This is a genomic window from Streptomyces sp. NPDC001339 (assembly GCF_042895955.1).
Classification (GTDB): domain Bacteria; phylum Actinomycetota; class Actinomycetes; order Streptomycetales; family Streptomycetaceae; genus Streptomyces.
In genome coordinates, this window is record NZ_JBIAWT010000005.1 from 378383 (window position 1) to 404008 (window position 25626).

General features: G+C 71.4%; 22 protein-coding genes and 1 pseudogene. 9 read left to right on the plus strand and 14 right to left on the minus strand.

Going from position 1 to position 25626, the window contains the following annotated elements:
* Window positions 1–3: 3 nt before the first annotated feature.
* The gene (locus tag ACFY12_RS17055; RefSeq protein WP_390716570.1) at window positions 4–1542 is read left to right on the plus strand and encodes an MFS transporter; all 1539 of its coding nucleotides are present in this window, start codon (window positions 4–6) and stop codon (window positions 1540–1542) included.
* 83 nt (window positions 1543–1625) lie between these two features.
* On the opposite strand, the gene ACFY12_RS17060 is transcribed toward ACFY12_RS17055, so the two are convergent.
* The 4 genes and pseudogenes from ACFY12_RS17060 to ACFY12_RS17075 form a co-directional block, all read right to left on the minus strand.
* Entirely contained in the window at window positions 1626–2123 is a 498-nt protein-coding gene (locus ACFY12_RS17060) for a MarR family winged helix-turn-helix transcriptional regulator (RefSeq protein WP_390716571.1), read from the minus strand.
* 138 nt (window positions 2124–2261) lie between these two features.
* Complete coding sequence (locus ACFY12_RS17065) at window positions 2262–3332, minus strand: questin oxidase family protein (protein WP_390716572.1); 1071 nt, start codon at window positions 3330–3332, stop codon at window positions 2262–2264.
* Window positions 3333–3795: 463 nt separating this feature from the next.
* On the minus strand, window positions 3796–4314 hold the full coding sequence (locus tag ACFY12_RS17070; protein WP_390716573.1) for a hypothetical protein: 519 nt from the start codon (window positions 4312–4314) through the stop codon (window positions 3796–3798).
* 169 nt (window positions 4315–4483) lie between these two features.
* Window positions 4484–4682: pseudogene (locus tag ACFY12_RS17075) on the minus strand (GNAT family N-acetyltransferase); the annotation flags it as partial.
* A gap of 251 nt (window positions 4683–4933) precedes the next feature.
* Between ACFY12_RS17075 and ACFY12_RS17080 the strand changes: the two are divergent.
* Complete coding sequence (locus tag ACFY12_RS17080; RefSeq protein WP_390716574.1) at window positions 4934–5935, plus strand: RNA polymerase sigma factor RpoD/SigA; 1002 nt, start codon at window positions 4934–4936, stop codon at window positions 5933–5935.
* 214 nt (window positions 5936–6149) lie between these two features.
* On the opposite strand, the gene ACFY12_RS17085 is transcribed toward ACFY12_RS17080, so the two are convergent.
* A complete protein-coding gene (locus tag ACFY12_RS17085) occupies window positions 6150–7481 on the minus strand; it encodes an Ig-like domain-containing protein (RefSeq protein ID WP_390716575.1) in 1332 nt (443 codons plus the stop codon).
* 449 nt (window positions 7482–7930) lie between these two features.
* Here ACFY12_RS17085 and ACFY12_RS17090 point away from each other — a divergent pair, with 449 nt between their 5' ends.
* A complete protein-coding gene (locus tag ACFY12_RS17090) occupies window positions 7931–8251 on the plus strand; it encodes a hypothetical protein (RefSeq protein WP_390716576.1) in 321 nt (106 codons plus the stop codon).
* A 112-nt stretch (window positions 8252–8363) separates the two neighbouring features.
* On the opposite strand, the gene ACFY12_RS17095 is transcribed toward ACFY12_RS17090, so the two are convergent.
* Entirely contained in the window at window positions 8364–8897 is a 534-nt protein-coding gene (locus ACFY12_RS17095; RefSeq protein WP_390716812.1) for a YIP1 family protein, read from the minus strand.
* Between the two features lie 366 nt (window positions 8898–9263).
* On the opposite strand from ACFY12_RS17095, the gene ACFY12_RS17100 reads away from it, so the two are divergent.
* On the plus strand, window positions 9264–9980 hold the full coding sequence (locus tag ACFY12_RS17100) for a VIT family protein (RefSeq protein WP_390716577.1): 717 nt from the start codon (window positions 9264–9266) through the stop codon (window positions 9978–9980).
* A 22-nt stretch (window positions 9981–10002) separates the two neighbouring features.
* On the opposite strand, the gene ACFY12_RS17105 is transcribed toward ACFY12_RS17100, so the two are convergent.
* The 4 genes from ACFY12_RS17105 to ACFY12_RS17120 all read right to left on the minus strand — a co-directional run bounded on the left by ACFY12_RS17105 (window position 10003) and on the right by ACFY12_RS17120 (window position 14955).
* Window positions 10003–11124 carry a P1 family peptidase gene (locus ACFY12_RS17105; RefSeq protein ID WP_390716813.1) on the minus strand — a complete coding sequence of 374 codons (1122 nt, stop codon included), beginning with the start codon at window positions 11122–11124 and terminating at the stop codon, window positions 10003–10005.
* Window positions 11117–11941, minus strand: coding sequence for a L,D-transpeptidase family protein (locus ACFY12_RS17110; RefSeq protein ID WP_390716578.1), 825 nt, complete (start codon window positions 11939–11941; stop codon window positions 11117–11119). Before ACFY12_RS17110 ends, ACFY12_RS17105 begins: the two co-directional genes overlap by 8 nt.
* A gap of 549 nt (window positions 11942–12490) precedes the next feature.
* Window positions 12491–13648, minus strand: a complete 1158-nt coding sequence (locus ACFY12_RS17115) for a low temperature requirement protein A (RefSeq protein ID WP_390716579.1) — start codon at window positions 13646–13648, stop codon at window positions 12491–12493.
* A gap of 275 nt (window positions 13649–13923) precedes the next feature.
* On the minus strand, window positions 13924–14955 hold the full coding sequence (locus ACFY12_RS17120) for a methyltransferase (protein ID WP_390716580.1): 1032 nt from the start codon (window positions 14953–14955) through the stop codon (window positions 13924–13926).
* A gap of 338 nt (window positions 14956–15293) precedes the next feature.
* On the opposite strand from ACFY12_RS17120, the gene ACFY12_RS17125 reads away from it, so the two are divergent.
* Together ACFY12_RS17125 and ACFY12_RS17130 are read left to right on the plus strand one after the other, a co-directional pair.
* Window positions 15294–16619 carry an amidohydrolase gene (locus ACFY12_RS17125; RefSeq protein WP_390716581.1) on the plus strand — a complete coding sequence of 442 codons (1326 nt, stop codon included), beginning with the start codon at window positions 15294–15296 and terminating at the stop codon, window positions 16617–16619.
* A gap of 304 nt (window positions 16620–16923) precedes the next feature.
* Window positions 16924–18048, plus strand: coding sequence for a MerR family transcriptional regulator (locus ACFY12_RS17130; protein WP_390716582.1), 1125 nt, complete (start codon window positions 16924–16926; stop codon window positions 18046–18048).
* A 64-nt stretch (window positions 18049–18112) separates the two neighbouring features.
* Here ACFY12_RS17130 and ACFY12_RS17135 read toward each other — a convergent pair whose 3' ends face one another.
* The 3 genes from ACFY12_RS17135 to ACFY12_RS17145 form a co-directional block, all read right to left on the minus strand.
* On the minus strand, window positions 18113–19312 hold the full coding sequence (locus tag ACFY12_RS17135) for an FAD-dependent oxidoreductase (protein ID WP_390716583.1): 1200 nt from the start codon (window positions 19310–19312) through the stop codon (window positions 18113–18115).
* 71 nt (window positions 19313–19383) lie between these two features.
* Complete coding sequence (locus ACFY12_RS17140) at window positions 19384–20331, minus strand: sulfite exporter TauE/SafE family protein (protein WP_390716584.1); 948 nt, start codon at window positions 20329–20331, stop codon at window positions 19384–19386.
* 1 nt (window position 20332) lies between these two features.
* Window positions 20333–21187, minus strand: a complete 855-nt coding sequence (locus ACFY12_RS17145; RefSeq protein WP_390716585.1) for a GntR family transcriptional regulator — start codon at window positions 21185–21187, stop codon at window positions 20333–20335.
* A 367-nt stretch (window positions 21188–21554) separates the two neighbouring features.
* On the opposite strand from ACFY12_RS17145, the gene ACFY12_RS17150 reads away from it, so the two are divergent.
* From ACFY12_RS17150 to ACFY12_RS17160, 3 genes are all read left to right on the plus strand, one after another.
* On the plus strand, window positions 21555–22958 hold the full coding sequence (locus ACFY12_RS17150) for a rhodanese-like domain-containing protein (RefSeq protein WP_390716586.1): 1404 nt from the start codon (window positions 21555–21557) through the stop codon (window positions 22956–22958).
* A 444-nt stretch (window positions 22959–23402) separates the two neighbouring features.
* On the plus strand, window positions 23403–23939 hold the full coding sequence (locus ACFY12_RS17155) for an AMP-binding protein (RefSeq protein WP_390716587.1): 537 nt from the start codon (window positions 23403–23405) through the stop codon (window positions 23937–23939).
* Window positions 23940–24620: 681 nt separating this feature from the next.
* Complete coding sequence (locus tag ACFY12_RS17160) at window positions 24621–24944, plus strand: hypothetical protein (protein WP_390716588.1); 324 nt, start codon at window positions 24621–24623, stop codon at window positions 24942–24944.
* 41 nt (window positions 24945–24985) lie between these two features.
* On the opposite strand, the gene mscL is transcribed toward ACFY12_RS17160, so the two are convergent.
* Window positions 24986–25483, minus strand: a complete 498-nt coding sequence (gene mscL / locus ACFY12_RS17165) for a large conductance mechanosensitive channel protein MscL (RefSeq protein ID WP_390716589.1) — start codon at window positions 25481–25483, stop codon at window positions 24986–24988.
* Between the last annotated feature and the right edge of the window lie 143 nt (window positions 25484–25626).

Consider the following 25626-nt stretch of genomic DNA (forward strand, 5'->3'; position numbering starts at 1 on the left):
CCCATGCCAGAAACGGCCACACACGTCGATCCCCGGCGCTGGAAAGCGCTGATATTCATCGCGCTCGCCCAGCTGATGGTCGTCCTCGACGCGACCATCGTGAACATCGCGCTGCCCTCCGCCCAGGCGGATCTCGGTATCACCGACGCCAACCGGCAGTGGGTGATCACCGCCTACGCGCTGGCCTTCGGAGGTCTGCTGCTCTTCGGCGGCCGGGTCGCCGACCTGTGGGGGCGGAAGCGCACCTTCATCGTCGGACTCGCCGGATTCGCGGTCGCCTCCGCGCTCGGCGGGATCGCGGCCAACGAGGGCATGCTGCTGGGCGCCCGTGCGCTGCAGGGTGTCTTCGGCGCGCTGCTGGCGCCGTCCGCGCTGTCCCTGCTGGCGGTGACGTTCACCGAGGCCAAGGAGCGCGCCAAGGCGTTCGGCATCTTCGGTGCGATCGCCGGCGGTGGCAGCGCGGTGGGCCTGACCCTCGGCGGCCTGCTGACCGAGTACCTGGACTGGCGCTGGACCTTCTTCGTCAACATCCCGTTCGCCGTGGTCGCCGCGACCGGCGCCCTGCTGGTCATCCGCGAGCCCGCGGGGAGCCGTAACCGCTCCCGGCTGGACGTCCCCGGCGTCGTCCTGGCCACGCTCGGCCTGGTGTCGCTGGTGTACGGGTTCACCCGCGCCGAGTCCGACGGCTGGCTGGCCGGTCCGACGCTCGGGCTGTTCGTCGCGGCCGCCGTGCTGCTGCTGGCGTTCGTGCTGGTCGAGTCCAAGGTGAAGGCCCCGCTGCTGCCGCTGCGGGTGGTCGCCGAGCGCAACCGGGCCGGTGTCTACGCCTCGCTGGGTCTGGCCGTGATCGGCATGTTCGGTCTCTTCCTCTTCCTGACGTACTACCTGCAGATCGTGAAGGGCTACACGCCGGTCGAGACCGGCCTGGCGTTCCTCCCGATGGTCGCCGCCATGATCACCGGCTCTACGCAGATCGGCGCCCGGCTGATGACCCGGATCCGGCCGCGGCTGCTGATGGCTCCCGGCTTCGTGATCGCCGCTCTCGGCATGCTGGTGCTGACGCAGATCGACCTGGACACGTCCTACCCCGCACTGATCCTGCCCGGGTTCCTGCTGATGGGCCTCGGTATGGGTACGGCGTTCATGCCGGCCATGTCGCTCGCCACGCACGGCGTCCAGCCGCGCGACGCCGGTGTCGCCTCCGCGATGGTCAACACGTCACAGCAGGTGGGCGGCGCGATCGGTACCGCGCTGCTGAACACCATCGCGGCCAGCGCCACCACGGCGTACGCCACCTCGCACGCGGCCGGCGCGCGCTCGGCGGACCTGCTCAAGCTCCAGTCGATGGTGCACGGCTACACCGCCGCCATCTGGTGGGCGGTCGGCATCCTGCTGCTGGCCGGCGCGATCGCCTTCACCCTCGTCAACACCGGACGCCCGGGCGGCGGTTCGCCGGCGGCCTCGTCGGGGGACGGCGCGGGCACGGCCGAGGGGGCGTCCGAGGGCGACGACGAGGTCCACGTCCCGGTAATGGCGCACTGACCGTCCCGGTGATGGCGCACTGATCTCCAGCCCCCCTGCTCCCCCTCCCGCAGGCGCCGGCCTCTCCCGGTTCCGCTGAGCTGTCAGCGGAGCCAGGGGAGGTCGGCGCCGTGCGGTTGCAGTCCTTCGGTCATCACGCGGCAGATCTCGGCCAGTTGGCCGATCTGCTCAGGGGAGAGGCGATCGAAGATCGCGGCCCGGACGGCGGCGACGTGTCCGGGCGCGGCTTTCTCCAGTACCCGCATCCCCTCGTCCGTGAGGTGGGCGTTCTGCCCCCGCTTGTCGGACGAGCAGCTCTCGCGGCGCACCCAGCCGTTCTTCTCCAGGCGGGCGATCGCGTGCGAGAGCCGGGAGCGGGTGATCTTGGCGTTCTGGGCCAGCTCGGTCATCCGCATCCGGCGTCGTGGCGCGCGGGACAGCTGGACGAGCAGCCCGTAATAGACGTGCGGCATCCCGGCGTCGCGCTGCAGCTGACGGTCGAGGTGATCCTCCAGGAGCGTGGTGGCGTGCAGGTAGCACTGCCAGGCGTATTGCTCCTCGTCGGTGAGCCAGCGCGGCTCGGCTGCGGTTTTGTTGCTCATACCATCCACTCTCTCACCGCTCAGAGAGCTCTTTAACTTTTAAAGACATCGGACAGGGCCGAAACTCGACGTTTACCAGTGTGACGCCGCGCGGTGCCGATGTCGCCGATGCCGAGCCCTTGATATGGGGCCAGACCCTCAGCCGTCTCCCTCGATCAGCTGGACGGCATGGAGGGCCGCCGAGAGGGCACGGGTGCGGGTCTCGCCGTCGCCGGACGACGCCACGTCCAGCGCGGTGTCCGCGAACTTGATCGCATGCTCGTCGCCGTGGGCGACCGCCCGCTCGAAGACCTCCTCAGGGGTGACCGACGAGGCGTTCGGAGCAGGACGACGCGGCATGCCGGCCGCGAAAACGGCGGTGACCGCGGAGGTCGCGGCCCAGGCCGCCGCGAAGGAGCTCGCCCATAGCTCCCGGGGGAGCGCGGGCAGTGTGCGCAGGACCGCGTTCGGTGCGGTGGCGGCGTGCACCAGCATGACGGCGTTCCCGTGGCCGTAGTCGGCGTAGTTGAGGGTGGCGGCCCGTACGAGTGCGGTCAGCCCCTCTCGTGCGGCTTCGGGATCCGCGGGGACGTGCAGCGCCTCCGTGGCACTCAACCAGCCGGGAGTACCCGGAAGTTGCTCGTAACCCTCCAGCGCCGAAACCCGCTGGCGGGCGACGCGGGGGATCGCGGCCAGCGCTTCGGCCGGGGTGGCCTGGCCGACGGGGTGCACGGGGAGGGGCAGGGCCAGGTGACGGGCGGCCCAGTAACCGAGCGCCTGCGCCAACTCCGCGACCCTCGGCCCCTCTTCCTCGCCCCTTTCCCCTTCTTCGTCCAGGATGCCGCGTACCGCATGCCCCAGCCGGATGACGGTGTGGGTGGCGGCGCCGGCGATGCCGGGCAGCAGGCGCGGCCACCATGCGGCCAGGACCTCACGCCAGGGGCGCTCGCCGATCAGCTGGGTGAAGTACGCGGTCCAGTCGGCGACCCGGCCGGGATCCCCCAGCGCCTCCCTCCAGTTGTCGTCCGTGATCCGCGCGCGGGCCCTCGGTGCGTCCTCGAGCTTGTTCTCGTACGAGTCGAGCCAGCGGTGGACGGTACGGGCCTGTCCGTTACGGACCATGGCTTCGACCGCCATCGGCCCGTGATTGGCCAGAAAGCCCTGGAATTCGGGTCCGGAGGCGTGCAGGCGCTGTAAGGCCTCGTCGAGTGTTCCGTGCGTCGTATCCATGCCTCCCGAGGCTAGGTCGCCCTATATCGGCGCGGAACGGGCTTCCGTCCTACGACTGTGGTCCTCCTTCCCACGTTTTTGTCTGCGGCGCCGTACCTTCCGTTTCGCCGTTGCGCCTGCGGCGGGCGTGGGTGTGTCGGGTGCGGGTCCGCTCCTCCGGACTTCGTCCTGCGGAGCGGCCCCTCCCGTGAGTGGGAGGAAAAACGGTGAGTGGGGGTGTACGCGAGTGGTCCACTGCGGGCACGCAAGGGATCACGTACACCCCCACCGGTCTTCTTCCACCCACCCACGGGAGGGGGCGCACCGCAGAACGAAGTTCGGAGGGGCGCACCCGTGACGTACAGCCCCGCGCAGCGGTAACGGCCCGCCGCCAGGCGCCACGGCGCGAAAGCCGAAAGAACAGCCGGCTGCCAGGCCAAACGGCGAGCAACAAGCACGGCGGGAAAGCCAACAACGTGGGAGGTCAGCCAAGCGCAGCGGACCGGTGCGTGCCGTGAGGCTCGCGGATCCGATGTGTACGGAAGACATAGAGGGCGGTGACGAACATGACCGCGCCGAGGGCGAAGCCGAAGCCGGAGGACTTGAGGATGGTCTCCCCGCCGAGGCTGTAGTTCCAGCCCACTGCCGCGCCGAAGAGCGCGCCGTAGGCGATCGCACGGGTCTCCGTGAGCATGGTCTTCTGGAAGTGCGCCACGACGAGCCCCAGGGCGCCGGTGACCACGGCCGCGGCCACCCCGTGGAGGAGGGCGGGGCCGCCCTTCATGCCGGCGGCGTGGGCGCGGAAGATCGTGAAGCAGCCGAAGGCGAGCGCCGCGATGATCGGCAGGGACACGGTCGGCGGGACGCGTCCGGCCATGGCGGCAAGGCGGGAGGTCTGCTCCGGGGGCCGGTCGCCGGTGTCCGGCGTCGCGCCGTGTTCGGTCTCGACGGTGCCGTGTGAGCCGGCGGCCCTGGCGCCGTGCCGGCGGGCGTGCTGGTCCATGGCGGGCTCCTCTCGCTTGCCCTCCCCTCCCCATCCAGGCGACACCCGGGGACCGGGCACGTCAACTGGATCAGCCCAGGTGCTTCTTGCCGGCGGTGTGCGGGGCGCAGCGCGTCTCCGGGGCGCAGCGCATTTCCGGGGCCGAGGGGCGCATCGTCGGCCCGGGGCCCCCGATGCGCAACCAGAAGGCGGTGGGGACCGTCTTCTGGGTGGGAGAGCAACCACGGGCGACGCTGTTCGGCGGTGAAGGGCTCCGTGTCGAAGGTGATGCAGGTCTCGCGGATGTAGTGATTGTAGAGATCCGTAAGGGCCGGCAGGTCCGCTTCGACGCCCGCTCTGACCTGCACTTCCCCGTGCTCGACCGGCATGCGACCCCCTCCGCGAGGCGCAGGGTACTGCATGATCAGAAAAATAACGGAGCCGTGTGGGAATTCTGTCCGGATTCCAGCCGTTGTTTCCATCGGACGGGCCACTCGGCAAGCATCGCAGTGGATGCGGTGGAGGTGCGGTGGACGCACCGGCATCGCAGTCGGTGTGCAGCCGCAGACACACGGCCACCGATGCCGCAACCGGCCCGCCCACCGTCCCGCGACCGACTCATCGCAAAGGGAGCACACGCATGGCAACCCGTGCCGTCGCCCGTCGCCAGGAAAGCACCAGCGATTCTGGCGGGGCCCACAGTGTTCGCGCCGTAGGCGGGGAGATCGCCGACCGCGACCTGGTCGGCATGTACCTCGACGAGATCGCGCGTACGCCCCTGCTCGACGCCGCCAAGGAGGTCGAGCTGTCCCAGACCATCGAGGCGGGCGTCTACGCCCAGCAGATCCTGGACGGCGAGGTCGCCGACGGCAACGCCGCAGGTGCCGGCCGTGAGGAGCTCGAGGCGCTGGCCGCGGAGAGCGCCAAGGCCAAGGACGTCTTCATCCGCTCCAACCTCCGGCTGGTCGTCGCCGTCGCCCGGCGCTATCCGCGCGCCGGTCTGCCCCTGCTGGACCTGATCCAGGAGGGCAACGCCGGTCTGGTGCGTGCCGTGGAGAAGTTCGACTACACCAAGGGCTTCAAGTTCTCCACGTACGCGACGTGGTGGATCCGCCAGGCCATCACCCGCTCCATCGCCGACCAGTCGCGCACGATCCGGCTGCCCGTGCACCTCGTCGAGGAACTGGGCCGGATCCGTCGGGTGCAGCGTGAGTTCAACCGCGAGAACGGCCGCGACCCGGAGCCGGAGGAGGTCGCGAGCGAGCTGGGCTCCACGCCCGCCCGCGTCACCGACGTCCTGGACTGGGCGCGCGACCCGGTGAGCCTCAACATGTCCGTGGACGACGACGGCGACACCCAGTTCGGCGACCTGCTGGAGGACACCTCCGCGGCCTCGCCCGAGCAGTCCGTGCTCACGCTGCTGCGCAGCGAGGAGCTGGAGGACCTGATCGACCGCCTCGACCACCGCACCGCCTCGATCATCAAGGCCCGCTACGGCATCGAGGACGGCCGTGAGCGCACGCTGACCGAGGTCGGCAAGCAGCACGGCCTGACCCGTGAGCGGATCCGGCAGATCGAGAAGCACGCGCTGCTGGAGCTGAAGCGGATGGCGCGCGACACGGGGTTCGACGAGGCCGCCTGAGCCCGTACCCGGCAGGACGAGCCCCGGTGCCGCTTCACTGCCGGCGTCGGGGCTCCGGTGTTCTGTCCGAAGGGTGCTCTGTCCGAAGAGCAAGTAGCGCGCTGCCGCGAGAGCGGATGCGAAAGCGCGAGAGCGGATGCGTAAAGGGCGGTGGCCGGCCCCTCCCGGGAGGGGCCGGCCACCGCCCTGTTGTGTTGCCGTGCCGTCGTGCGGATCAGGCCGCGCTGCCGGCCTTCCAGTCCGCCCACGACAGGTTCCAGCCGTTGAGGCCGTTGTCCGGCTGAACGGTCTTGTCGTGCGAGTTCTTGACTATGACGACGTCGCCGACCAGCGACTCGTCGAAGAACCACTTGCCCGGGGTGTCGCCACCGCCGCCCTTGTTGTCGCGCAGGCCGACACAGCCGTGGCTGGTACCGGCGTTGCCGAAGATCGACGGGTCGCCCCAGTAGTTGCCGTGGATGAAGGTGCCCGAGTTCGACAGCCGCATGGCGTGCGGGACGTCCTTGATGTCGTACTCACCGCCGAAGCCGACCGTCGAGCCGTCCATACGGGTCTGCGTGAACTTCTCCGAGATCACCATCTGGCCGTTGTAGGTCGGGTGCTCGGAGCTGCCGCCGGAGATCGGGATGGACTTGTACGTCTTGCCGTCCCGCTCGACCGTCATCATCTGGGTCTTCATATCGACCGTGGAGACCTGCGAGCGGCCGATGGTGAAGGACACCGTCTTGGACTGCACGCCGGTGACGCCGTCGGCGCCCTTCACCCCGTCCAGGTCGATCTTCATGGTGACCTTGGAGTCGGCCTTCCAGTAGTCCTTCGGCCGGAAGTCCAGGCGCTGGGAGCCGAACCAGTGGCCGACGACCTCCTGACCGCTGCTGGAGGTCACCGTGATGTGGGCCTGGACGTCCTTCTTGTTGGTGATGGCCTTGTCGAAGTTGAAGGACACCGGCATGCCGACGCCGACCTTGGCGCCGCTGTCGGGGGTGTACGTCCCGATGAAGCTGTTGGCCGAGGAGACCGTTGTGAAGGTGACGTTCTCGGTGGCCGCACGTCCCTTGGCGTCCTTGGCGTTCGCCACGATCTTGTACTTGGTGCCGCGCTCCAGCTGGGCGCCGGGCTTCCAGGACGTGCCGTCGGCCGATATGGCGCCTTCCACGGCGGTGCCGGTGTCGGCGACGGTGAGCTTGACATCGGTCAACTTGCCTCCGGTGACTTTCACACCGGTGTCATTGATGCTGGCGTCGGCGGCGCCGTTCTTGGCGGAGACCGTGATCTTGGCGTCCGAGGCGTCCTTCTTGGCCGCGGCGTCCGCACCGGCCTGGCCGTTCTTGCCGTCGTCGGCGCCACCGGCCGACGCGTCGCCACCGCAGGCGGACAGCGCCAGCGCACCCGCCGCGAACAGGGCGGTCACGGTCAGCGTCCGGCGTGCCCGGCGGGCGCGGTGCGGCGCACCCGGAGTCTGCTGCCCGGCCGCCTGGAGGAGCTGGTGTGGGGTGCGGGACCGGGCGGCCACGGAGTTGTCCGGCGTTGTCACGAGCTGCTCCATACGGGGGTGTTGTGTGGTTCGTTGTCTGATTCCGTGCTGGTAAACAGCGCGTGCGGGCAGGTTTGGTTGCGACCGGGGTTGCGTTGTGACGAACGTCACATTCGCGGCGGGAGAGGGTGGTTGGTCGGTCCCGACAGCCAGGTTCCCAGCAGGGCGCCGCCCTCGTCCAGGCGGGGTGGCGGCGAGGGCGGGCGCACCGGTGCTCCGGCGCGGTCGCGATGGCGCGGTGCGGCGCGGCGAGGGTGCCGGTTGTGGGGCCGGGGTGGGGAATTCGCCTGCGGCTGCGGCACAGCCGTGCGGTGTTCGGAGGTGTTCACATCGGAAATGAGGGGAAATGTCATAGGAGATGCGTCACTTCAGGACTTTAGGCCCAGAATCGTCTGTTGCCGGGCCTGAGGTGTGGTGTCTACTGGCTTCAGCCCAGCGCCTCATCCCTCCGGGAGGACCGCATGCTCCCCTCTGTATCGATTCTGCAGCAGATCGGCCTCGGCGTACTTCTCACGGTGGCCGTTGTCTGGGCCGTCGTACTCATCAGACTGCTGCGGTACGGGCGATACGAGACGACCATGCGGCAGGACTGGCGGGAGATGCGGGCCCGCTACGGGGAGCGGGGGCGCGGCCAGGAGGAACTGCCCGCGGTGCCGGAGCTGCTCGGCACGGTGCCACGGCAGACCGGCCCGGCAGGGCCGCCGGCGGAGTGCGTACAGCTGACCGCTGAGGAGCGGGAGGCGTTCGAGGGCCTGGTACGGCAACTGACCAGCCGTAGCTGACCACTGCACCACCGCACACCACCGCACCACCGCACCACTGCACCACCGCAGCACTGCACCGGCGCACCACGACGCGACTGCCGCGCCCCGCACCCCGGCCGCCGCAGAGCGCTCAGCGCATCGGGCCCAGCTTCAGCAGCGCCAGTGCGGCCAGCATCTGTACCGACACCGTCGCCGCGGACTTCCAGGTCGACAGGTGGTGCTGACCCCGTATGAGCAGCACCGCGAGGACGTAACCGAATCCCCAGGTCGTCCAGGTCGCCGCCTGTACGAAGGTGGCGTCCGCCGGCAGCCAGGCGGCGATCGCCAGCCGCGGCAGGTCCGTTACCCAGAAGAGCACGATGAACAGGCTCGCGGTCGGCGCGAAGCGGCCGTTGCCACCGAGCGTGCGGGCTATCGCATGGGTGACCGTACCCAGCGCGAGGCTGGCGGCGAGCACCCCCGCCTCGGCCAGGCCGACGAGTTGCAGCGCCGCGTCATGGTCGACCGCCCACTGGGTGTGGAAGGCATCCGCCGAGACCACGCCGACGCCGCCGCTGATCAAGGACAGCAGCACCGCCGCGCTCCACGCACTGCGGTCCCGCGCCTCGTCCATGACGTCCACCGGCCGGTACCAGAGCCCGAAGATCAGCCGGTGCCACCACAGCCGGCGGCGCGGCGCGGGTCCGCGGGGTGCCCGCCGGACGAGCGTGCGCGGCGGCTGCGACGAAGGCTGCGACGAAGGCTGGGACGGGGAGGGGGACGGGGGTGGTGCGGGCATATGGCTGTTTCTACCACCGGCCACATCGGGGCGTGGCGCGGGCGTCGGACGGGGGAACGCCCACGTCATGTCAGGTCGTACGGGACGGGGGATGCCCGTGTCACGTCGCGTCGGACGGGGGAACGCCCACGTCATGTCAGGTCGTACGGGACGGGGAAGGCCCGTGTCACGTCGCGTCGGACGGGGGAACGCTCACCTCATGTCGCGTCGCGTCGGGTGGTCCGTGGCCGGCCGGGGTGAGACGCTCTGGCGGTGACCGCTCGGACACCGGACCATGACGAGGCGCACGGCGGCGCGCTCGGCAGCCGGCTCAACTGGCTGCGGGCCGCGGTCCTCGGCGCCAACGACGGCATCGTCTCCACCGCAGGCCTGGTCGTCGGAGTCGCCGGTGCGACCGGTGACCGCGGCACCTTGCTGACGGCAGGTCTGGCGGGACTGCTGGCCGGGTCGATGTCGATGGCGGCCGGTGAGTACGTATCGGTCTCCACCCAGCGTGATGCGGAACGGGCCGCGCTGGCCGAGGAGAAGCGGGAGCTGGCCACCGAACCACGGGCCGAACTCGACGAGCTCACCGAGTTGTTGGCGGACAAGGGCCTGGAGCCGCGGCTCGCCCGGGAGGTCGCCGAGCAGCTGACCCGGCATGACGCCCTGCGCGCCCACGCCGAGGTCGAGCTGGGTATCAACCCGGATGAACTCACCCAGCCCTGGCATGCGGCCGGCGCCAGCTTCCTGGCCTTCACGGCCGGCGCGCTGCTGCCGCTGCTGGCGATCGTGCTGCTGCCCGCCGGGCACCGGCTGTGGATCACGGCGGCCGCGGTGCTCGGCGCGCTGGCGCTGTGCGGCTGGACCAGCGCCCGGCTGGGCGCCGCGCCGGAGGGGCCGGCGGTGCTGCGGAACATGGGCGGCGGGGTGCTGGCCATGGCGGTCACGTACGCGGCCGGGTCGGTGCTCGGAGCGGTGGGGGTCTGAGCGACGTCGTTGACGACAGGGCCTAGGACTCGCCGTACAGCTCCCGGTAGGACGGGAAGACGCCGCCCGGTCCGTCCACCGTCTCCGCCGCCAGGGCGGCCCGTACCACGGCGCGGGTCACGACGTCGGCGCCCGCGGCCAGGATGTCGTTCAGGGCGGCGGCCTCCGCGTGCACACCGAATACGGGCTCGGCGACGGCCTCTTCGGGGGCGAGCGGGCGGGTGGCGGTGGACAGCGCGAAGACCGTGTCGCCGTCGGAGAGGAGATGGACCGGCCGTAGGGCGCGGGCGAGGCCGTCATGGGCGGTGCCGGCGAGTTTGCGGGCCTGGGCGCGGGTGAGGGCGGCGTCGGTGGCGACCACCGCGAGGGTGGTGTTGAGGGGCGGGTTCGCGGCGGCGGCCGAGCGGACCAGGGAGGCCTCCCTGGCCTCGGCGAGCCGGCGTACCGCGGCGGCGTGGACGTCCGGGGACGGAAGGGCGACGGGGCGGCCTTCGTACCAGCGGCCGTAGAGGGCGCCGGTGCGAGGGTCGGCGAACGAGCCCGCGGCGTTGACGGCGGCGAGGACGGCGACGGTGGTGCCGTTGGGGAGGACCGTACTCGCGGTGCCGATACCGCCCTTGATGCCGCCGGCCACCGCTCCGGTGCCGGCGCCCGTGTTGCCCTCGGCGACCGGGGCACCGGAGCCGGTGGCTGCCGCCGCCTCGGCCGCGGCACGGCCCAGCGCGGCGTCCGGCCGGGCCCGCCAGTCGCCACCGCGGCCCAGGTCGAAGAGCGCGGCGGCCGGGACGACGGGCACGACCTGCGCGGGGCCGGGGCCCACCCGGAAGCCGCGACCGTGGTCCTCCAGCCAGCCGACGACACCGGACGCGGCATCGAGACCGAAGGCGCTGCCGCCGGTCAGCACCACTGCCTCCACACGCGGGACGAGGTTGCGCGGGTCCAGTGCGTCGGTCTCCCGGGTGCCGGGCCCGCCGCCCCGTATGTCGACGGCCGCGATGGCGCCGCCCTCGGGGGCGAGCACGACGGTGGTACCGGTGAGCGCGCCGTCACCGCTGTGCCGGGCATGGCCGACCCGGAGGCCGGGGACATCGGTCAGCGCGTCCCGGGGCCCCGTCGGGAGCGTCGCCGCCGGCCGGTCAGTGATGGGCCGGTCCCATCACGACGACCGGGTGCAGGCTGGGGTCCAGGGTGCGCAGCAGCTCCCGCATCGCCTTGGGCTTGAGGCTCACACAGCCCTGGGTGGGGCCGTCGTGGTCGACATGCAGCCAGACGCCGCCGCCCTTGGAGTCGCCCAGGGGACGCTGCGGGTCCAGGGGGGAGGTGCCCTGTTCCCGGTTGTAGTTGATGGCGATGACGTAGTCGAACGCGCCGGCCAGCGGCTCGCCCTCCACACCGGTGCCGTCGGCGATGAACCGGTCGTTGCGGTCGTACGGGAGCTTGGTGCCCTCGGGGGCGGACAGCCGGCCGCCGGCGTCGGTGAGGGTGTAGACGCCGATGGGGGAGCGCAGATCGCCGTAGTGGTGGTCGTCGGTCCAGCCGTGGGCGGCGTTGTGCGCCGACCAGGTGGGGCCCGCCTCCCAGGCGCTGGAAGCGTCCTTACGGGTGTACAGGACGACCCGGGACTGGAAGGAGTCCATGTCCTGGCCGGTGACGACGAGCACCTGCCGGGCGTTGGCCGGTATCCGCTTGCGGGTGGCGTCGCTCAGACCGGGGATCGTGCCCTTCGGTGTGGCGTTCGGGGCGGATTTCGCGGCGACGGCGGGATCACGTGGCGTGTCCGGGCCGGAAGCGGTCCTGGACGTGGTGCTCTTGGCGTCGGCCAGGTTTTCGTGATCGTCGCCCGACGCCGGCCACGCCCACAGGGCGGTGCCCACCAGCGTGGAGAGGGCGAGACCTCCCACGGCCTTGCTGCGCCGGGACAGTCTCGTCCGCGTGCGGGAGGACTGAGCGTGGCGGGCCATGGCTGGCGTCTCCTCAGGTACGGACGGTGGTCGGCCCAGGGGCTTCCCGGGGGAGACCCCTGCCAGCGAACTCTCCGGCGCCTGCCGGCGAACTCTCTGGTGCCTGCCAGGGACCTCTCCGGCGCGCGAACTCCCCGGCAGGGCAGTCCTCGGCAGGGAAGTCCCCTGTCATAAAAAGGGCAATCTGCACCCTACCGCGTCTGCGTCGGCGCGCCTCCGGTGGCCGAGGTGAAGCGTGGGGAACAGGAGGACGAAGCTCGGATAAGCAGAGTCCATTGGTAGGCAATTGGCGGGGAATGGGGAGCGGCTCCGGGCGAGGCAGTGCTGGTGACGGGCCTTTTTTAGCCGATGCGGAAGATGGCTGAATCTGATCCGGGATCAGAGCGGCGCCCGTGGCAGTACGGCTGTTCGACACGCCTGTGGGGGATGGTGTGGGGCCGTATGCCGCAGGCGCCGAAGGGGGTTCGGGGCCTCTCGGAGCAGGCATCGAAGGGGGCATCGAAGGGAGCCCGGAGGAGGGCGTCGGGAGACCCTGCCGTAGTCGCTCCGCTACTCCGCCAGCGCGGTGCCCTGACGGGCCGTAAGGGTGACACCGACCGCCACCGCCACCGACGCCGCCAGACCGGCCGACAGGACCGCCCACTGGCCGGCCGCGGTGCACGCCAGGACCAGCACCGACGTCACCGGCAGCACCAGCTGCTGGGCGACCCCCCGCTTCTGGTGGCGGGAGTGGATCAGCCACACCGTGAACAGGAACAGCGCACCCGGCACGGTGACACAGGCCGCCGCCTCGTACACCGTCAGATGCGCCTTGCCGGACGCCTGCTCCACGGCGATCTCGATGCCCGCGCCGATCGCGGCCGCCGAGCCGAACACCAGGTAGTGGCCGTAGCCCCACAGGAACGCCTGACGGTTCGAACGCAGGTGGAGGTGGATGGGCACCGCGAAGTAGATCCAGTACGCGGCGAACACCAGCAGCAGCCCGCCGGCCGCGATCGGCAGCAGGGTGCTCAGCTCGTCGTTGTCGTCCAGCGCCGACTGCACCGCCACGGTGGCCGCCGCGATCGTCTCGCCGAGCACGATGATGGTGAACAGGCCGTAGCGCTCGGCGATGTGATGCGGATGCCACGCCGTCTGCCGCTGCCGTTCGGCCAGCGCCGGTACGGACAGCTCCGCCACCGCCACCACCAGGAACACCCACGGCAGCACGCTCTTGGGCAGGAGCAGCAGACCCAGCCAGCCGACCTGGCACACCGTCACTCCCCAGGCGTAACGCAGCGCGGTACGCCGTTCGGCCCCCTGGCTGCCGTGCGCGGCCCGCAGCCACTGGCTGACCAGCGCCAGCCGCATCACCAGATAGCCGAACCAGACGACGCCGAAGTCGCTGTGCCCGAACGCCCGCGGCACGCCGGCGGCCAGGATCAGCACCCCGGCGATCTGGACCAGCGTCACCACGCGGTAGAGCCAGTCATCGGTGTCGTACGCCGACGCGAACCAGCTGAAGTTCATCCACGCCCACCACACCGCGAAGAAGACCATCAGGTAGCCCGGCACGCCGTGCCCCCAGTGGCCCTCGGCCAGCGCGTGCGCCAGCTGGCGGCCGGCCTGCGCCACCGCCACGACGAAGCACAGGTCGAAGAAGAGCTCCAGCGGGGTGGCGGCGCGGTGCTGCTCGTCGCGCGGGCGGGCCTGCATGAGGACCGGCACGGCAGCTCCTCTCGTCGGCCGGGGCGGCCGGGCGGCCAGGTGTCCGGGCGGTCGATGTTCGGGCGGCCAGGCGTCCGGGTGGCTGGGTGGCCGGGATCAGTAGAGCTCAGTAGAGCGCGGGCGGGTGGCGCCGCGCAGGAGGGGAGCCGGGCGCGGCGTGTCGGGCCGGGCCGCCGGCCGGGTGACCGGGTGGTCGGGCGGTGTGGTCGGGTGGTCGTGCGGTGTGGCCGGGTGGTCGTGGGGCGTGGCCCATGTGGTCCATCGGTGTCCGAGGGCTATTCCGCGACGGCCTCGACGATCGAGGGGCAGGCGGCGGTCGGCAGCACCCGCGTCAGCCGGAACCCGCCCGCCGCCAGCAGCGTCGCGAACTCGTCCGCGGTGCGCTCCCGCCCGTCGACCACCGCCATCATCGCCACGTCCATGGTCTTGCCGAAGTGCGGAGCGTTGCCAGGCGGCAGTACCGACTCGATGACCAGCAGCCGTCTGCCGGCCGCCATCGCCGCCCGGCAGGTCCGCAGGAGGCGCCGGCAGGCGTCATCCGGCCAGTCGTGCAGGACGTGCTTGAGGACGTAGACATCGCCGCCCTCCGGTACGGACGTGAAGAAGTCGCCCTCCTGGGTGCGCCAGCGGCCCTTGAGCTCGTCGCTGTCCAGGAGGTGGTGGGCCAGCGGCGGCGCCTGGTCGAAGAGCACACCGGTCAGCTGCGGGTGGCGGCGCAGGGCGGCGCGCAGCAGTCCGCCGCGGCCGCCGCCGACGTCCACGACCGTGCCGGTCTCGGGGAACGGGTACACGGCCGCCACCGCCTCGTCCGCCGGCGCGGACAGCGACGCCATCCCGTCGTCGAAGAGCCGCCGGGCGGCCGGATCCGTCAGCAGGTGCTCGAAGAGGGGCGCCCCGAAGATCCGCTCGAAGGACGCCCCGTCGTGCCGTACGGCTTCGGGCATCGCGGCCGAGGTCCGCAGGAACAGTTCGTCGGTCATCATCAGTACGGCGGAGTGCAGCGAATCGGGTACGTCGGTACGGAGCGGCTGGGCGGCCGGTGTCAGCTGGTAGGCACCGGTGGTGTCCTCCCGGAAGATGCCGCGGGTGGCCAGGTAGCGCAGCACACGCCGGAGCTGCGGGGCGTGGGTATCGGTGGCGACGGCCAGCTGCTCGACGGTACGCGGGCCCTCGGCGAGGTGGTCGGCGATGCGGTAGTGGGCGGCGGTGCGCAAGGCGGCGGCGAAGACATGCCCCAGCGCCTGGTCCACCAGGTGCGCCGTGATGTCCTGGGGATCGCCGGTCGGACGGTGGGGTGAGGTGGCCAACGTCAGCCTCCGGTCGTGGACTTGGGCCTGCTGCTCCCGGGCGCAGGCGGGTGATCCACGGTTGCAGCCGCGGGCCCCGGTGTCACGATGATTGAGTGGGGCAACCGACAAGTCCGGCCAGTGGGACGGGGGTTACGGGGAGAGCGGCTCCGGCGCCCCGAGGTGGCGCCGGCCTCCCGGAGGGGGCATGTGGCGGGCCCGTGGGGACCCGTGGGGGGCTCTCGATGCCGACGGGTGCTTCATGGTCGAATGCGGAGATGAGCGACAGTGAGAAGAACGGGAACAGGAACAGGAACGGGAACGAGAACGGGACAGCCGACTCGGTAGGCGCGACAGGTATGGCGGGCACGTCAGGTACAGCGGGTACGTCAGGTATAGGGGGTACGAGAAGCGGTACGGCGGGCACGGCGGACGGAGCGGTTCCGGCGGACGTCGCCACCGTCCTCGCCCCGCTCGACGACCACCGCCTCGCCGACCTCGTGACCCTCTACAAGGACCTCCACCGCCACCCCGAACTCGGCTTCCAGGAGACCCGTACCGCCGCCGAGGCCGCCCGCCGGCTGACCGAGTACGGCTACGAGGTCACCACCGGCATCGCCCGCACCGGCGTCGTCGGCGTACTCCGCAACGGCCCGGGCCCGACGGTCCTGCTGCGCGCCGACATGGACGCACTGCCCGTCACCGAGGACTCCGGCCTGGACTACGCCTCCACGGTCCCCGGCCGGATGCACGCCTGCGGTCACGACGTCCATGTCACCTGCCTGCTGGGCGCCGCCGATCTGCTCGCCGCCGCCCGCGACCGCTGGTCCGGCACGCTGATCGCCCTCTTCCAGCCCGCCGAGGAGGGCGGTGGCGGCGCCGCTGCCATGGTCGACGCCGGGCTCTACAGCAAGGGTCTGGTCCCCACGCCCGATGTGGTGCTGGCGCAGCATGTCGCCCCGTTCGGCGCCGGGCTGATCGCGTACTGCCCCGGCGCCTGTATGGCGGCCGCCGACAGCCTGGAGATCACCTTCCACGGCAGCGGGGGCCACGGCTCCCGCCCCGAGACCACCGTCGACCCGATCCTGATGGCGGCGTCCTTCGTGCAGCGGGTGCAGGCCGTCGTGGCCCGTGAGGTCGCCCCCAAGGACCGGGTGGTGGTCACCGTCGGCTCCTTCCACGCCGGGGACACCGCCAATGTCATCCCCGACCGGGCCGTCGTACGGCTCAGCGTCCGTACCTTCGACGAGACGGTACGCACCGCCGTACTGGCCTCGATCGACCGCATCGCCCGCGCCGAGGCCACCGCCTCCGGCGCCGACCGTGCCCCCGAGACGGCGGTCCTCGACTCCTTCCCCGTCACCGTCAACGACGAGGACACCCTGCGGCAGGTCAACGCGGAGTTCACCCGGTTCTTCGGCGAACAGCGCCTGTTCGCGTACGAGCCGGCCACCGGCAGCGAGGACGCCGGCCTCCTGGCGGCCGCCGCCGGAGCGCCCCTCTACTACTGGTGGCTGGGCGGCTGGGAACCCGACGCCTTCCGCACCGCACTCGCCGCCGGCCGCCTGGCCCAGGACATCCCCTCCAACCACTCCCCGCACTTCGCACCGGTGGTCCGGCCGACCCTGACCATGGGAGTCGAGGCCCTGACGGCAGCGGCTCTCAACCAGCTGGTCCGCCCTTGACCGTGCCCTGTGGCCTCGTCCTGGCCTTGTCCTGTGACCGTGCCCTGTGGCCTCGTCCTGGCCTTGTCCTGTGACCGTGCCCTGTGACCGTGCCCTGTGACCTTGTCCTGTGACCGTGCCCTTGGCCGTGCCCTTTGACCTTGACCTTGGGGAAAGCCCCAGCATCGGTCGTGCCGGGCGGTTCTGACGCCCGGCACGAGGAAGGCGGTTGAACGAGTAGTTCAACGAGTGGCCGACTGAGCGGTTGACCGAGTGGCCGACCGAGCGGTTGACCGAGGAGAAGCGGAAAGGGAGGAGGCGGGTCATGACGCGGAGAGCCGAAAGTGCGGAGCTCCTCACCATCGGGGCGTTCGCCCGCGCCTCCCGGCTCTCGCCGAAGGCCCTGCGCCTCTACGACGAACTCGGTCTGCTGCGCCCGGCCCACGTCGACCCGGTCAACGGCTACCGCCACTACGCCCCGGCCCAGTTGGAGCGGGCCCGGCTGGTCGCCTGGCTGCGCCGGCTCGGTATGCCGCTCGCCCGCATCCGTGAGGTGTGCGAGCTGACGCCGTCCGCGGCGGCCGAGGCGGTCGCCGCGTACTGGGCGCAGGTGGAGGCCGATACGGCTGCCCGCCGTGACCTGGCCGCCTTTCTCGTCGACCAGCTTCAGCGGAAGGACGAGGAGACTGCCATGACCGCCACACCCGCCCCCTTGACCCTGCACTACGCGGCCCGGACCGACCGGGGCCTGGTCCGTCCGGCCAACCAGGACGCCGCCCACGCGGGCCGCCGGCTGCTGGCCGTCGCCGACGGTTACGGCCCGGGCGGCGCCCTGGCCGCGGCCGCCGCCATCGACGCGCTCACGCCACTGGAGGAGTCGGACCTCACCTCCGCCGATCCGCTCCTCGCCCTGGAGGAAGCGGCCCGGCGGGCCCACCGCACCGCCTCCTCGGCTTCCTCGGCCCCGTCGGCCCCATCGGCTTCCTCGGACGACGAGGCCACGGGCAGCACCCTCACCGCCCTCCTCCGCTCCGGATCCCGTCTGGCGCTCCTGCACATCGGGGACTCCCGCGCCTACGTTCTCCGCGATTCCGGCCTCTTCCGCATCACCCACGACCACAGCCTCGTCCAGTCCCTCATCGACGAGGGCCGCCTCACCCCCGAGGAGGCCCCCACCCACCCCCAGCGTGCCCTGCTCCTGCGCGCCCTCGACGGCACCACCGACTTCACCCCCGACCTCCAGCTCCTCCAGGCCCGCCCCGGAGAGCGCTACCTCCTGTGCACCGACGGCCTGACGGGTGTCGTCCCGCCCGAGACCCTCCAGGACGTACTGACCACCGCCGTCACCCCCGAGCAGGCCGTGGAGCACCTCATCGCGCTGGCATACGAGGCGGGCGCACCGGACAACGTGACGTGCGTGGTGGCGGACGTCCGCCTGGCCGAGGCGTAGAGGCAGCACGCACGCACTGCCCTCAGCGTCTTCAGACACGCTGAGGGCAGTGGGCGCTGAGGTGTCAGGCCAGCCCCTTGAGCATCCCCTTGAAGTAGAGCTGCGGCAGGCCGTAGCGCTTGAGGAACCACATGTCGGTGCGTTCGCGGGTGGTGTCGATGAAGGGGAAGGAGGGAGTGGGCCGGAGGTCGTAGTCGAATTCGGCGAGGAGCATTTTGTGGCGGGCGGTGACCAGGGGGCAGGAGGTGTAACCGTCGTAGTGGGTGGTGGCGGGGCCGCCGCGCAGCCCGGCGAGGAGGTTGGCGACCACGACCGGGGCCTGTTTGCGGATGGCGGCGCCGGTCTTGGAGGTGGGGAGGTTGGCCACGTCGCCGAGGACGAACACCTCGGGGTGTTCGGGGTGTTGGAGGGTGCGGCGGTCCGTTCGGACGTACCCGTAAGGGGAACCGGGGTCGGCGAGCGGGCCGTTGGCCAGCCACTCGGGAGCGCGCTGCGGCGGTACGGCGTGCAGCAGGTCGTACGGGACCGTCTCGGCCGCACCCGTCGTGTGATCGGTGATCACCGCCTTGCGGGCCGCGCCGTCCAGGCTGGTCATCTCGGAGCTCAGCCGTACCTCGATGCCGTAGCGCCGGGCCGTCTCCTCCAGCGTCCGGGCGAAGACCGGCACCTTGAACAGGGTCGGTTCCGGGATCACCAGGATGACGCGGATCGCGTCCAGGACACCGCGCTTGCGCCAGTGGTCGGCCGCCAGGTAGGCGATCTTCTGTGGGGCGCCGCCGCACTTCACCGGCCCGGACGGCATGGTGAAGACCGCCGTGCCGCGGCGCATCCGGCGGATCAGATCCCAGGTGAGCGGCGCGAGATCGGGCCGGTAGTTGCTGCTCACACCGCCGTGACCGAGCGCGGTGGCCAGGCCCGGCACCCCGTCCCAGTCGAGCTGCAGCCCGGGCGCGAGGACCAGTCGCCCGTAGGACAGGACCCGGCCGGAGGCGGTGGTGACCGTGCGGGCGGTGGGGTCGACGGCGGTGGCACGCTCGCGCAGCCAGCGCACGCCGGGCGGTATGACCTCCGCCTCGGTGCGCAGGGAGGCCCGTAGCGGGGCCTGGCCGCCTCCGACCAGTGTCCACAGCGGCTGGTACCAGTGCGTTTCGGAGGGCTCCAGCAGCGCGATGTCCCGGACGCCGGCCCGCCGTAAACGGGCGGCGACGGTGATGCCCGCGGTGCCGCCGCCGATGATGACGATCTGGTGGTGGGTGGGGGGCATGGGGGATTCCTCCTGGGTGGGTTGGCGGTTGTTCACGGACCGTGGGTTGGTGGTTGTTCACGGACCGGGGGTCAGAGGCGGGGCAGGGCGGTGGCCGCCATGGTGAGGGCGAGGACGGTGAGGAGGGAGGCGAAGGCGGTGGTCAGGGTCCGGGGGCGCAGGCGGGTGGTGAGACGGTTGCCGAGGTGGCTGCCGAGCGCCGCGCAGGCGGCGAAGCCGGCCAGCAGGGGCCAGTCCAGGGCACCGGTCCCGGCCCGAGTGGCCAGCGCGGTGAGGGAGTTGATGATGATGACGAGCAGCGAGGTGCCTATGGCGACCGGCATCTCCAGACCGAGGACGAGGGTGAGGGCCGGTACGACCACAAACCCGCCGCCGACCCCGAAGAAGCCGGTGAGCAGCCCTACGGCGGAGGCGGTGGCGGCTATCCGGAGGGGGCGACGGCCGGGGGACGGGTGGGTTCGGGCCGTCCGCGGGGGATGCCCGGGGGACGGGTGGGTTCGGGCCTCCCGTGGGGGATGCCCGGGCGCGCTCTCGTCCCCGGAGCCGCTGCCGGCCCCGGTCGCCCCCTTCCCCTTCCCCTTCCCCTTCCCCTTCCCCTTCCGGGGCCCGGTGCCGTCCCCGGAGCTGGTACCGGCAGCCGACCGCCGCTCCCGTTCCGTACGTATCAGGAGCATCGCTGCCACCACGAGCATCAGCCCGGCGAACGCCGCCATCAGGACACCGGGCGCCAGTGCCGAGCTGCAACGGGTGCCGAGGTAGCTGCCGGCCGTGCCCAGCGCGCCGAAGGCCGCGCCGGCGGCCCAGCGGACCCGGCCCGCGCGGGCGTGGCCGAGGAGCCCGGTGGCCGCGCCGACCGCGACGACGACCAGTGCGCCCGCGGTCGCCTCGTGCGGCGTCTGGTCCAGCAGATAGACCAGTGCGGGCATCGCCAGCACCGAACCGCCGCCGCCGAGTGCGCCCAGCAGCAGACCGATCAGCAGCCCGCACGGCAGTGCGGTGACGGCTAAGAGGACGGACACGTTACGAGGACGGGATCAGGGCCTGGGCCTGGGCCTGGGCTTGGGCCTGGGCCTGCGTGGATTCCGGGGCCGAGGCGCGTGGCGCGAGGGCGACCGCCCGGCTGTCGTCGGACCACTCCGCGACGAAGGTGAAGCGGTCGCCGCGTACCACCGTCTCGCGCCACTCCACCGGCCGCTCCCCGGCCCGGCCCAGCCGCTCGATGGCGAACGCCGGCTCCCGGTCGGCCAGCCCCAGCAGCCACGCCTGCCGGATGTCCGGCAGGAACGGCTGGATCCGCTCACATCCGCCGGTCACCTTCACCCCGCAGCGCCGCGACAGTTCGCCGTAGAGCGAGGTGTGCCCGAAGTCCGCCGCGAGCAGCGGTTCGGCGATCTCGGCGGGGAGATAGGCGGTGTCGTGGGCGAGCGGTTCGCCGTCCGCGAGCCGTAGCCGCTCCAGTACGACCAGGGGGGCGTCCGGGACCAGCCCCAGGTGCCCCGCCGCCGTCCCGTCGGCGGTCCGCGCCAGCCGCAGTACCTCGCTGCGCTGCTCCACACCCTGGCCTTCCAGTTCGCGGAAGAGGCTGTAGAGCGAACCGAGCGGCTGCTGTATGCGACGGGTGTCCAGGCGGCTGGCGCGGCCGCGTTCGGCGATCACCAGGCCGTCGGCGCGCAGCTTGCGCAGCGCCTCGCGGACGGTGTGCCGACTGACCTCGTACTCGCCGGTGAGCCGGTGCTCGGCCGGGAACTCCTCGGTGAACGCGCCGGCTTCCATCCGGCGGCGCAGATCGTTGAAGAGCTGCGCCCACAGGGGGAGCGGCGAGCGCCGGTCGAGGGGGCGCGGGGCGTGCGCGCCGTCCGGCGGCTCGGTCGTCATGGTGGGTTCCTCCGGTGGGTGCTGTCTCGGTTCTCTCGGGCCCGGTCGGCGGTGGGCCCTTGGAGACCCGGCCGGGCCATGAGGTCCTGAGGCTCCCGAGGTTCCTGAGGGCCTCGAGTCCCCGAGGGCCCCGAGGGCTCCGAGATTCTGCACCCGATGTCCTGATGTGGGATCAAAAAGGGCTATTGAAGGTATTGAAGGTGCATTGGGTGGGCCAACAGAGGGACCCGGCTTGTCGTCCGCCGACCCGGCTCCTTAATGTACGTACATCCGCGCATCCGCACAACGCGTACCTTACGAACCGCGAAGCGGACCCGAAACGCCGCGTTCGGTGCCCGCTGCCCCATCCCTCCCCCGGAGGCCGACCGTGCACTTCGCCCAGTACTACCTCGACTGCCTCTCCCAGGCGTCGTACCTGATCGGCGATCAGACCACCGGACGCGCCGTCCTCGTCGACCCGCGCCGCGACACAGACGACTATCTGCAGGACGCGGAGGCCGCAGGGCTGCGTATCGAGCTCGTCATCGAGACCCACGTCCACGCCGACTTCCTCTCCGGCCACCTCGAAATCGCGCGTGCCACCGGAGCCGCCGTCGCCTTCGGGGAGGCCGCCGAAACCGGCTTCCCCATCAGGCGGTTACGCGATGGCGAGCGCATCTTCCTGGGGGAGGAAGACGGCGAGGGGGGCGGCGCGGGAGTCACCCTCACCGTCCTCGCCACCCCGGGGCACACCATGGAGTCCATCTGCGTGGTCATCCATGAACACCCCGATGACGACGTGCCGTTCGGCGTCCTCACCGGCGACACCCTCTTCGTAGGTGACGTCGGCCGGCCCGACCTGCTCTCCGCGGCCGGGCGCTCCCCGGAGGAGATGGCCGCGCGCCTGCACCGCTCCCTGCACACCAAACTCATGGTTCTCCCGGACGCGACCCGGGTCTTCCCCGCACACGGCGCCGGCTCGGCCTGCGGCCGCAGCCTCTCCACCGAGACCAGTTCCACCATCGGCGACCAGCGCCGCCTCAACTACGCCCTGCAGCCCATGCCGGAGGCCGACTTCGTCCGCCTGGTCACGGCCGGGCAGCCCGCCACACCCGGATACTTCGCCCACGACGCGGCCCTCAACCGGGACGGCCACCCCCTCCTGGATGCCAGGCCCCCGGCCGCCCTCACCCTGGAGGAGGTGCTCGCGGCCCGCGACCAGCAGGGCGCCGTCCTCCTCGACTGCCGGCCGCTGGCCTCCTACACCCACGCCCACCTGGCCGGTTCGCTCCACACGAGCCTGGACACCCGGTTCGCGGAGTACGCCGGCACCGTGGTCGCCCCGGGCACCCCGATCGTGCTGCTCGCCGACCCGGGCACCGAGCGTGAAGCCCGCGTCCGCCTCGCCCGCATCGGATACGACCACGTCATCGGATACCTCGCGGACCCGGTCACAGTGTTGGCCGGCACATCGACACTGGTACGCCGCAGCCGCCGCATTCACCACACCGAACTGCCTGTGGAGGACGGCCAGTTGATCGACGTCCGCAACCCCGCCGAGTACGAGGCGGGCGCCCTGCCCGGCGCCCGCAGCATCCCACTGGCCGTCCTCCCTGACCGCATGGGCGAACTGGACCGCCACCGCCCGGTCGTCCTCTACTGCCGCAGCGGGAACCGCTCCGTGATCGCGGCGGCACTCCTGGAGGCGCACGGGTTCGGGGACGTGTGCGATGTGCTGGGCGGCTATGACGCGAGGGGAGCGGAAGCGGGAGCAGGAGCAGAAGCGGAGTAGGCCCGACGTCGTGCCATGGTGACACCTCCCCTCCGGGCCGGCCTCTTCGCGGCCGGCCCGCCACCCTGTCCAGTCACCTACTTCGTGACCGGCCCGCCACCCTGTCCAGTCACCTACTTCGTGACTGGCCCTCCACTCTGCCCGGTCACCTACTTCGTGACCGGCCCCCACCCCGCCCGGTCACCTACGACGCCACGTCAGAAGCGCCACACGGCGCGTAGACCGCACCAGTTCGGGGAAGGACGGAAGCAAGGGGGCCTTCGAACCCTTAGGGGAAAACCCGCAGGCGACGGCGACGAGCCCTGCCAAGTCACAGCGCACGGCGCCACAGCGAGAGAAGCGCCGGACGCGCGGGCAGAGACCGACACCGACCCCGGGCCCGTACAGCGGACGTTCACAGATCGTTGATCGGCGATCTTCATGCTGGTCCGCATGTTGCGCCGTGTGACCTCAGATCATGTTGCCGATAACGCCCGGCAGGTTCAAGAGCCGGATGCGTCCCGGGTCGCTCTCACCTGGAACGGAGAGCCGGGGCGGCTGGAAGAACTGACGCACGGCATGCTTCTCGACCAGGCCGAACGTGCTGCCGCCGCCCTCGCCCGGCTCGGTGTGCGGGCCGGTGACCGGGTCGCGGTGCACCTCCCACTGGTACCCGAGTCGGTGATCGCCACGCTCGCCTGTGGGCGGTTACATGCGATACGCGCCACTCTGCCGGTGTCGCTCACGGTGCCCGAACTGGTCGCACGGACCCGCGAGTCGGATGCCCGGGTGCTCATCACGGCGGATGCGGCGTTCTGGGACGGGGCCGTACGGCCGGTGAAGGCGGTGCTCGACCATGCGCTGGCGCGGGGTGCGGCCGCGGGGGGCGCACCGAAGCGGTCGGTGCTGGTGGTGAACCGGTGCTCACGGCCGGTGTCCTGGAAGCCGGGGCGCGATCTGTGGTGGCATGAGGCGCTGGCCGACGCGGACGACAGCTGCTGACTTCACCAGGGGGCTCTCGCCCGCTGACTGGCTTCAGCGCGTGGACTCTCACTCGCTAGAGCCGCAAAACGGGTCATAAGCCTCGCTGTCACCTAGCGTGGAATCCGTGTCGCAGCGTTCGGACGCTCCGCCTGTTCCGGCTGTTCCGGATTCCGCCCCGCGGACACCGTGTTGGAGGCAGCCCCGATGGCGTGGGGCCCCCGTTCCATCCGCCGGTGCGGGTGCGCTGTCCGCCGGACCCGGCCGACCAGGAGTTACGGCGCTGCGCGGGCACACGGAACAGGAAGGCGCGGTCCCCATGGCCCCCGAAGAACACGTTCATGCCAGGCATCCCCTGCCCGGCACCGAGCGCAGCCGTCCGCGTCGGCGCGGTCACGGCTCCCAGAGTCCGCCGACCCGGCCTTACGACAATCAGCGCCCGCACCCCATACCCACCCACGACAAAAGCCGCTGATACGGGGGAGGGGACGGCACGGGCATCACGGGCGGCGCGAACGCGGCCGAACACGGGCGGCGTGAGCTGCGACCGAAAGGCACGGGCGGCGTGAACTGTGCCCGAAAGGCACGGGCGGCGTGGGCTGCGGCCGAAAGAGTGCGGCGAGTCTCTGCCGTCGGAGTGCTGTGAGCGCTGTGGGGCTCTGCCGTCCCGGTGCCGGGGCCCTCCGCCCGTACCCTGGAGGCGTGAGCACCACCCGCGAATCCGAGTCGGCCGCCGAGCCCCAGGCGACCTCACCGGCTGTCCCGTCGGCTGCCCAGGCCGTCGAGGACGTCGAAGCCGTTCCGGCCTCCCCGGGGGGCGCTGAGGGCGATGCCGAGGAGGGCGGCAAGGTCGTGGCCCCGGCGCGCCCGGTGTCCGCGTCCGCCGCGCGTCTGATCTTCGACGACCCGCTGAGCCAGCGGTCGTCCGATGACACCGACCGGGGCTGGGGCGAGCGCCCGACCGGCGGTGACAGTGCCGGCGATCTCGCCCGCTTCCTCGACGAAAAGCCGCCCCACCACCTCTGAGCGAGGCGTCGGGGGGGGCTTGTGCCGTCCGCCGGCGCCTCCTACTCGTGCGTCTTCTGGATGCCGATGTTGCCCGTGGCCGACGTGAGCGAGCCGTTGCGCTGGGCGAGCAGTGCGTCGCGGATCTCGGTGAGCAGCTCGATCTCGGTCGGGGGTGGCGGGGTGTTGTCGGTCGGCTTCTTGGCCTCCTGGCGCTGCTTCCACTTGTTCATCGGAAGGATCATGAGGAAGTAGACGACCGCGGCGGTGATCAGGAACGTCAGAGCGGCGCTCAGCACCGAGCCCCAGAGGATGTAGATGCCGTCGGTGTACGCGCCCGTCTTCTTGTCCACGGTGCAGGCGGCGCTGAGGCACGTCTTGTAGTTGTCGAGGTTCTGTGAGCCGAGGGCGCCGACGATCGGGTTGATCACGCCCTTGACCACGGCATTCACGATGTTGGTGAATGCCGCACCGACCACGACCGCGACCGCCAGCTCGATGACGTTGCCGCGCATCAGGAATTCCTTGAATCCCTGAAGGATGCCCTTGCTCTCGCTCACCTGACAGCCTCTTTCCACGCTCACTAGGGACACCGCAACATACGGCAGGGCGGGGCGGGGATGTCCAGCCGCGCGATCCGAACCGGCGATCGCTCGGAGCGTCGGTGCGGAACGTACGGAGACGGAGGGAGTGGGGCCGGTAC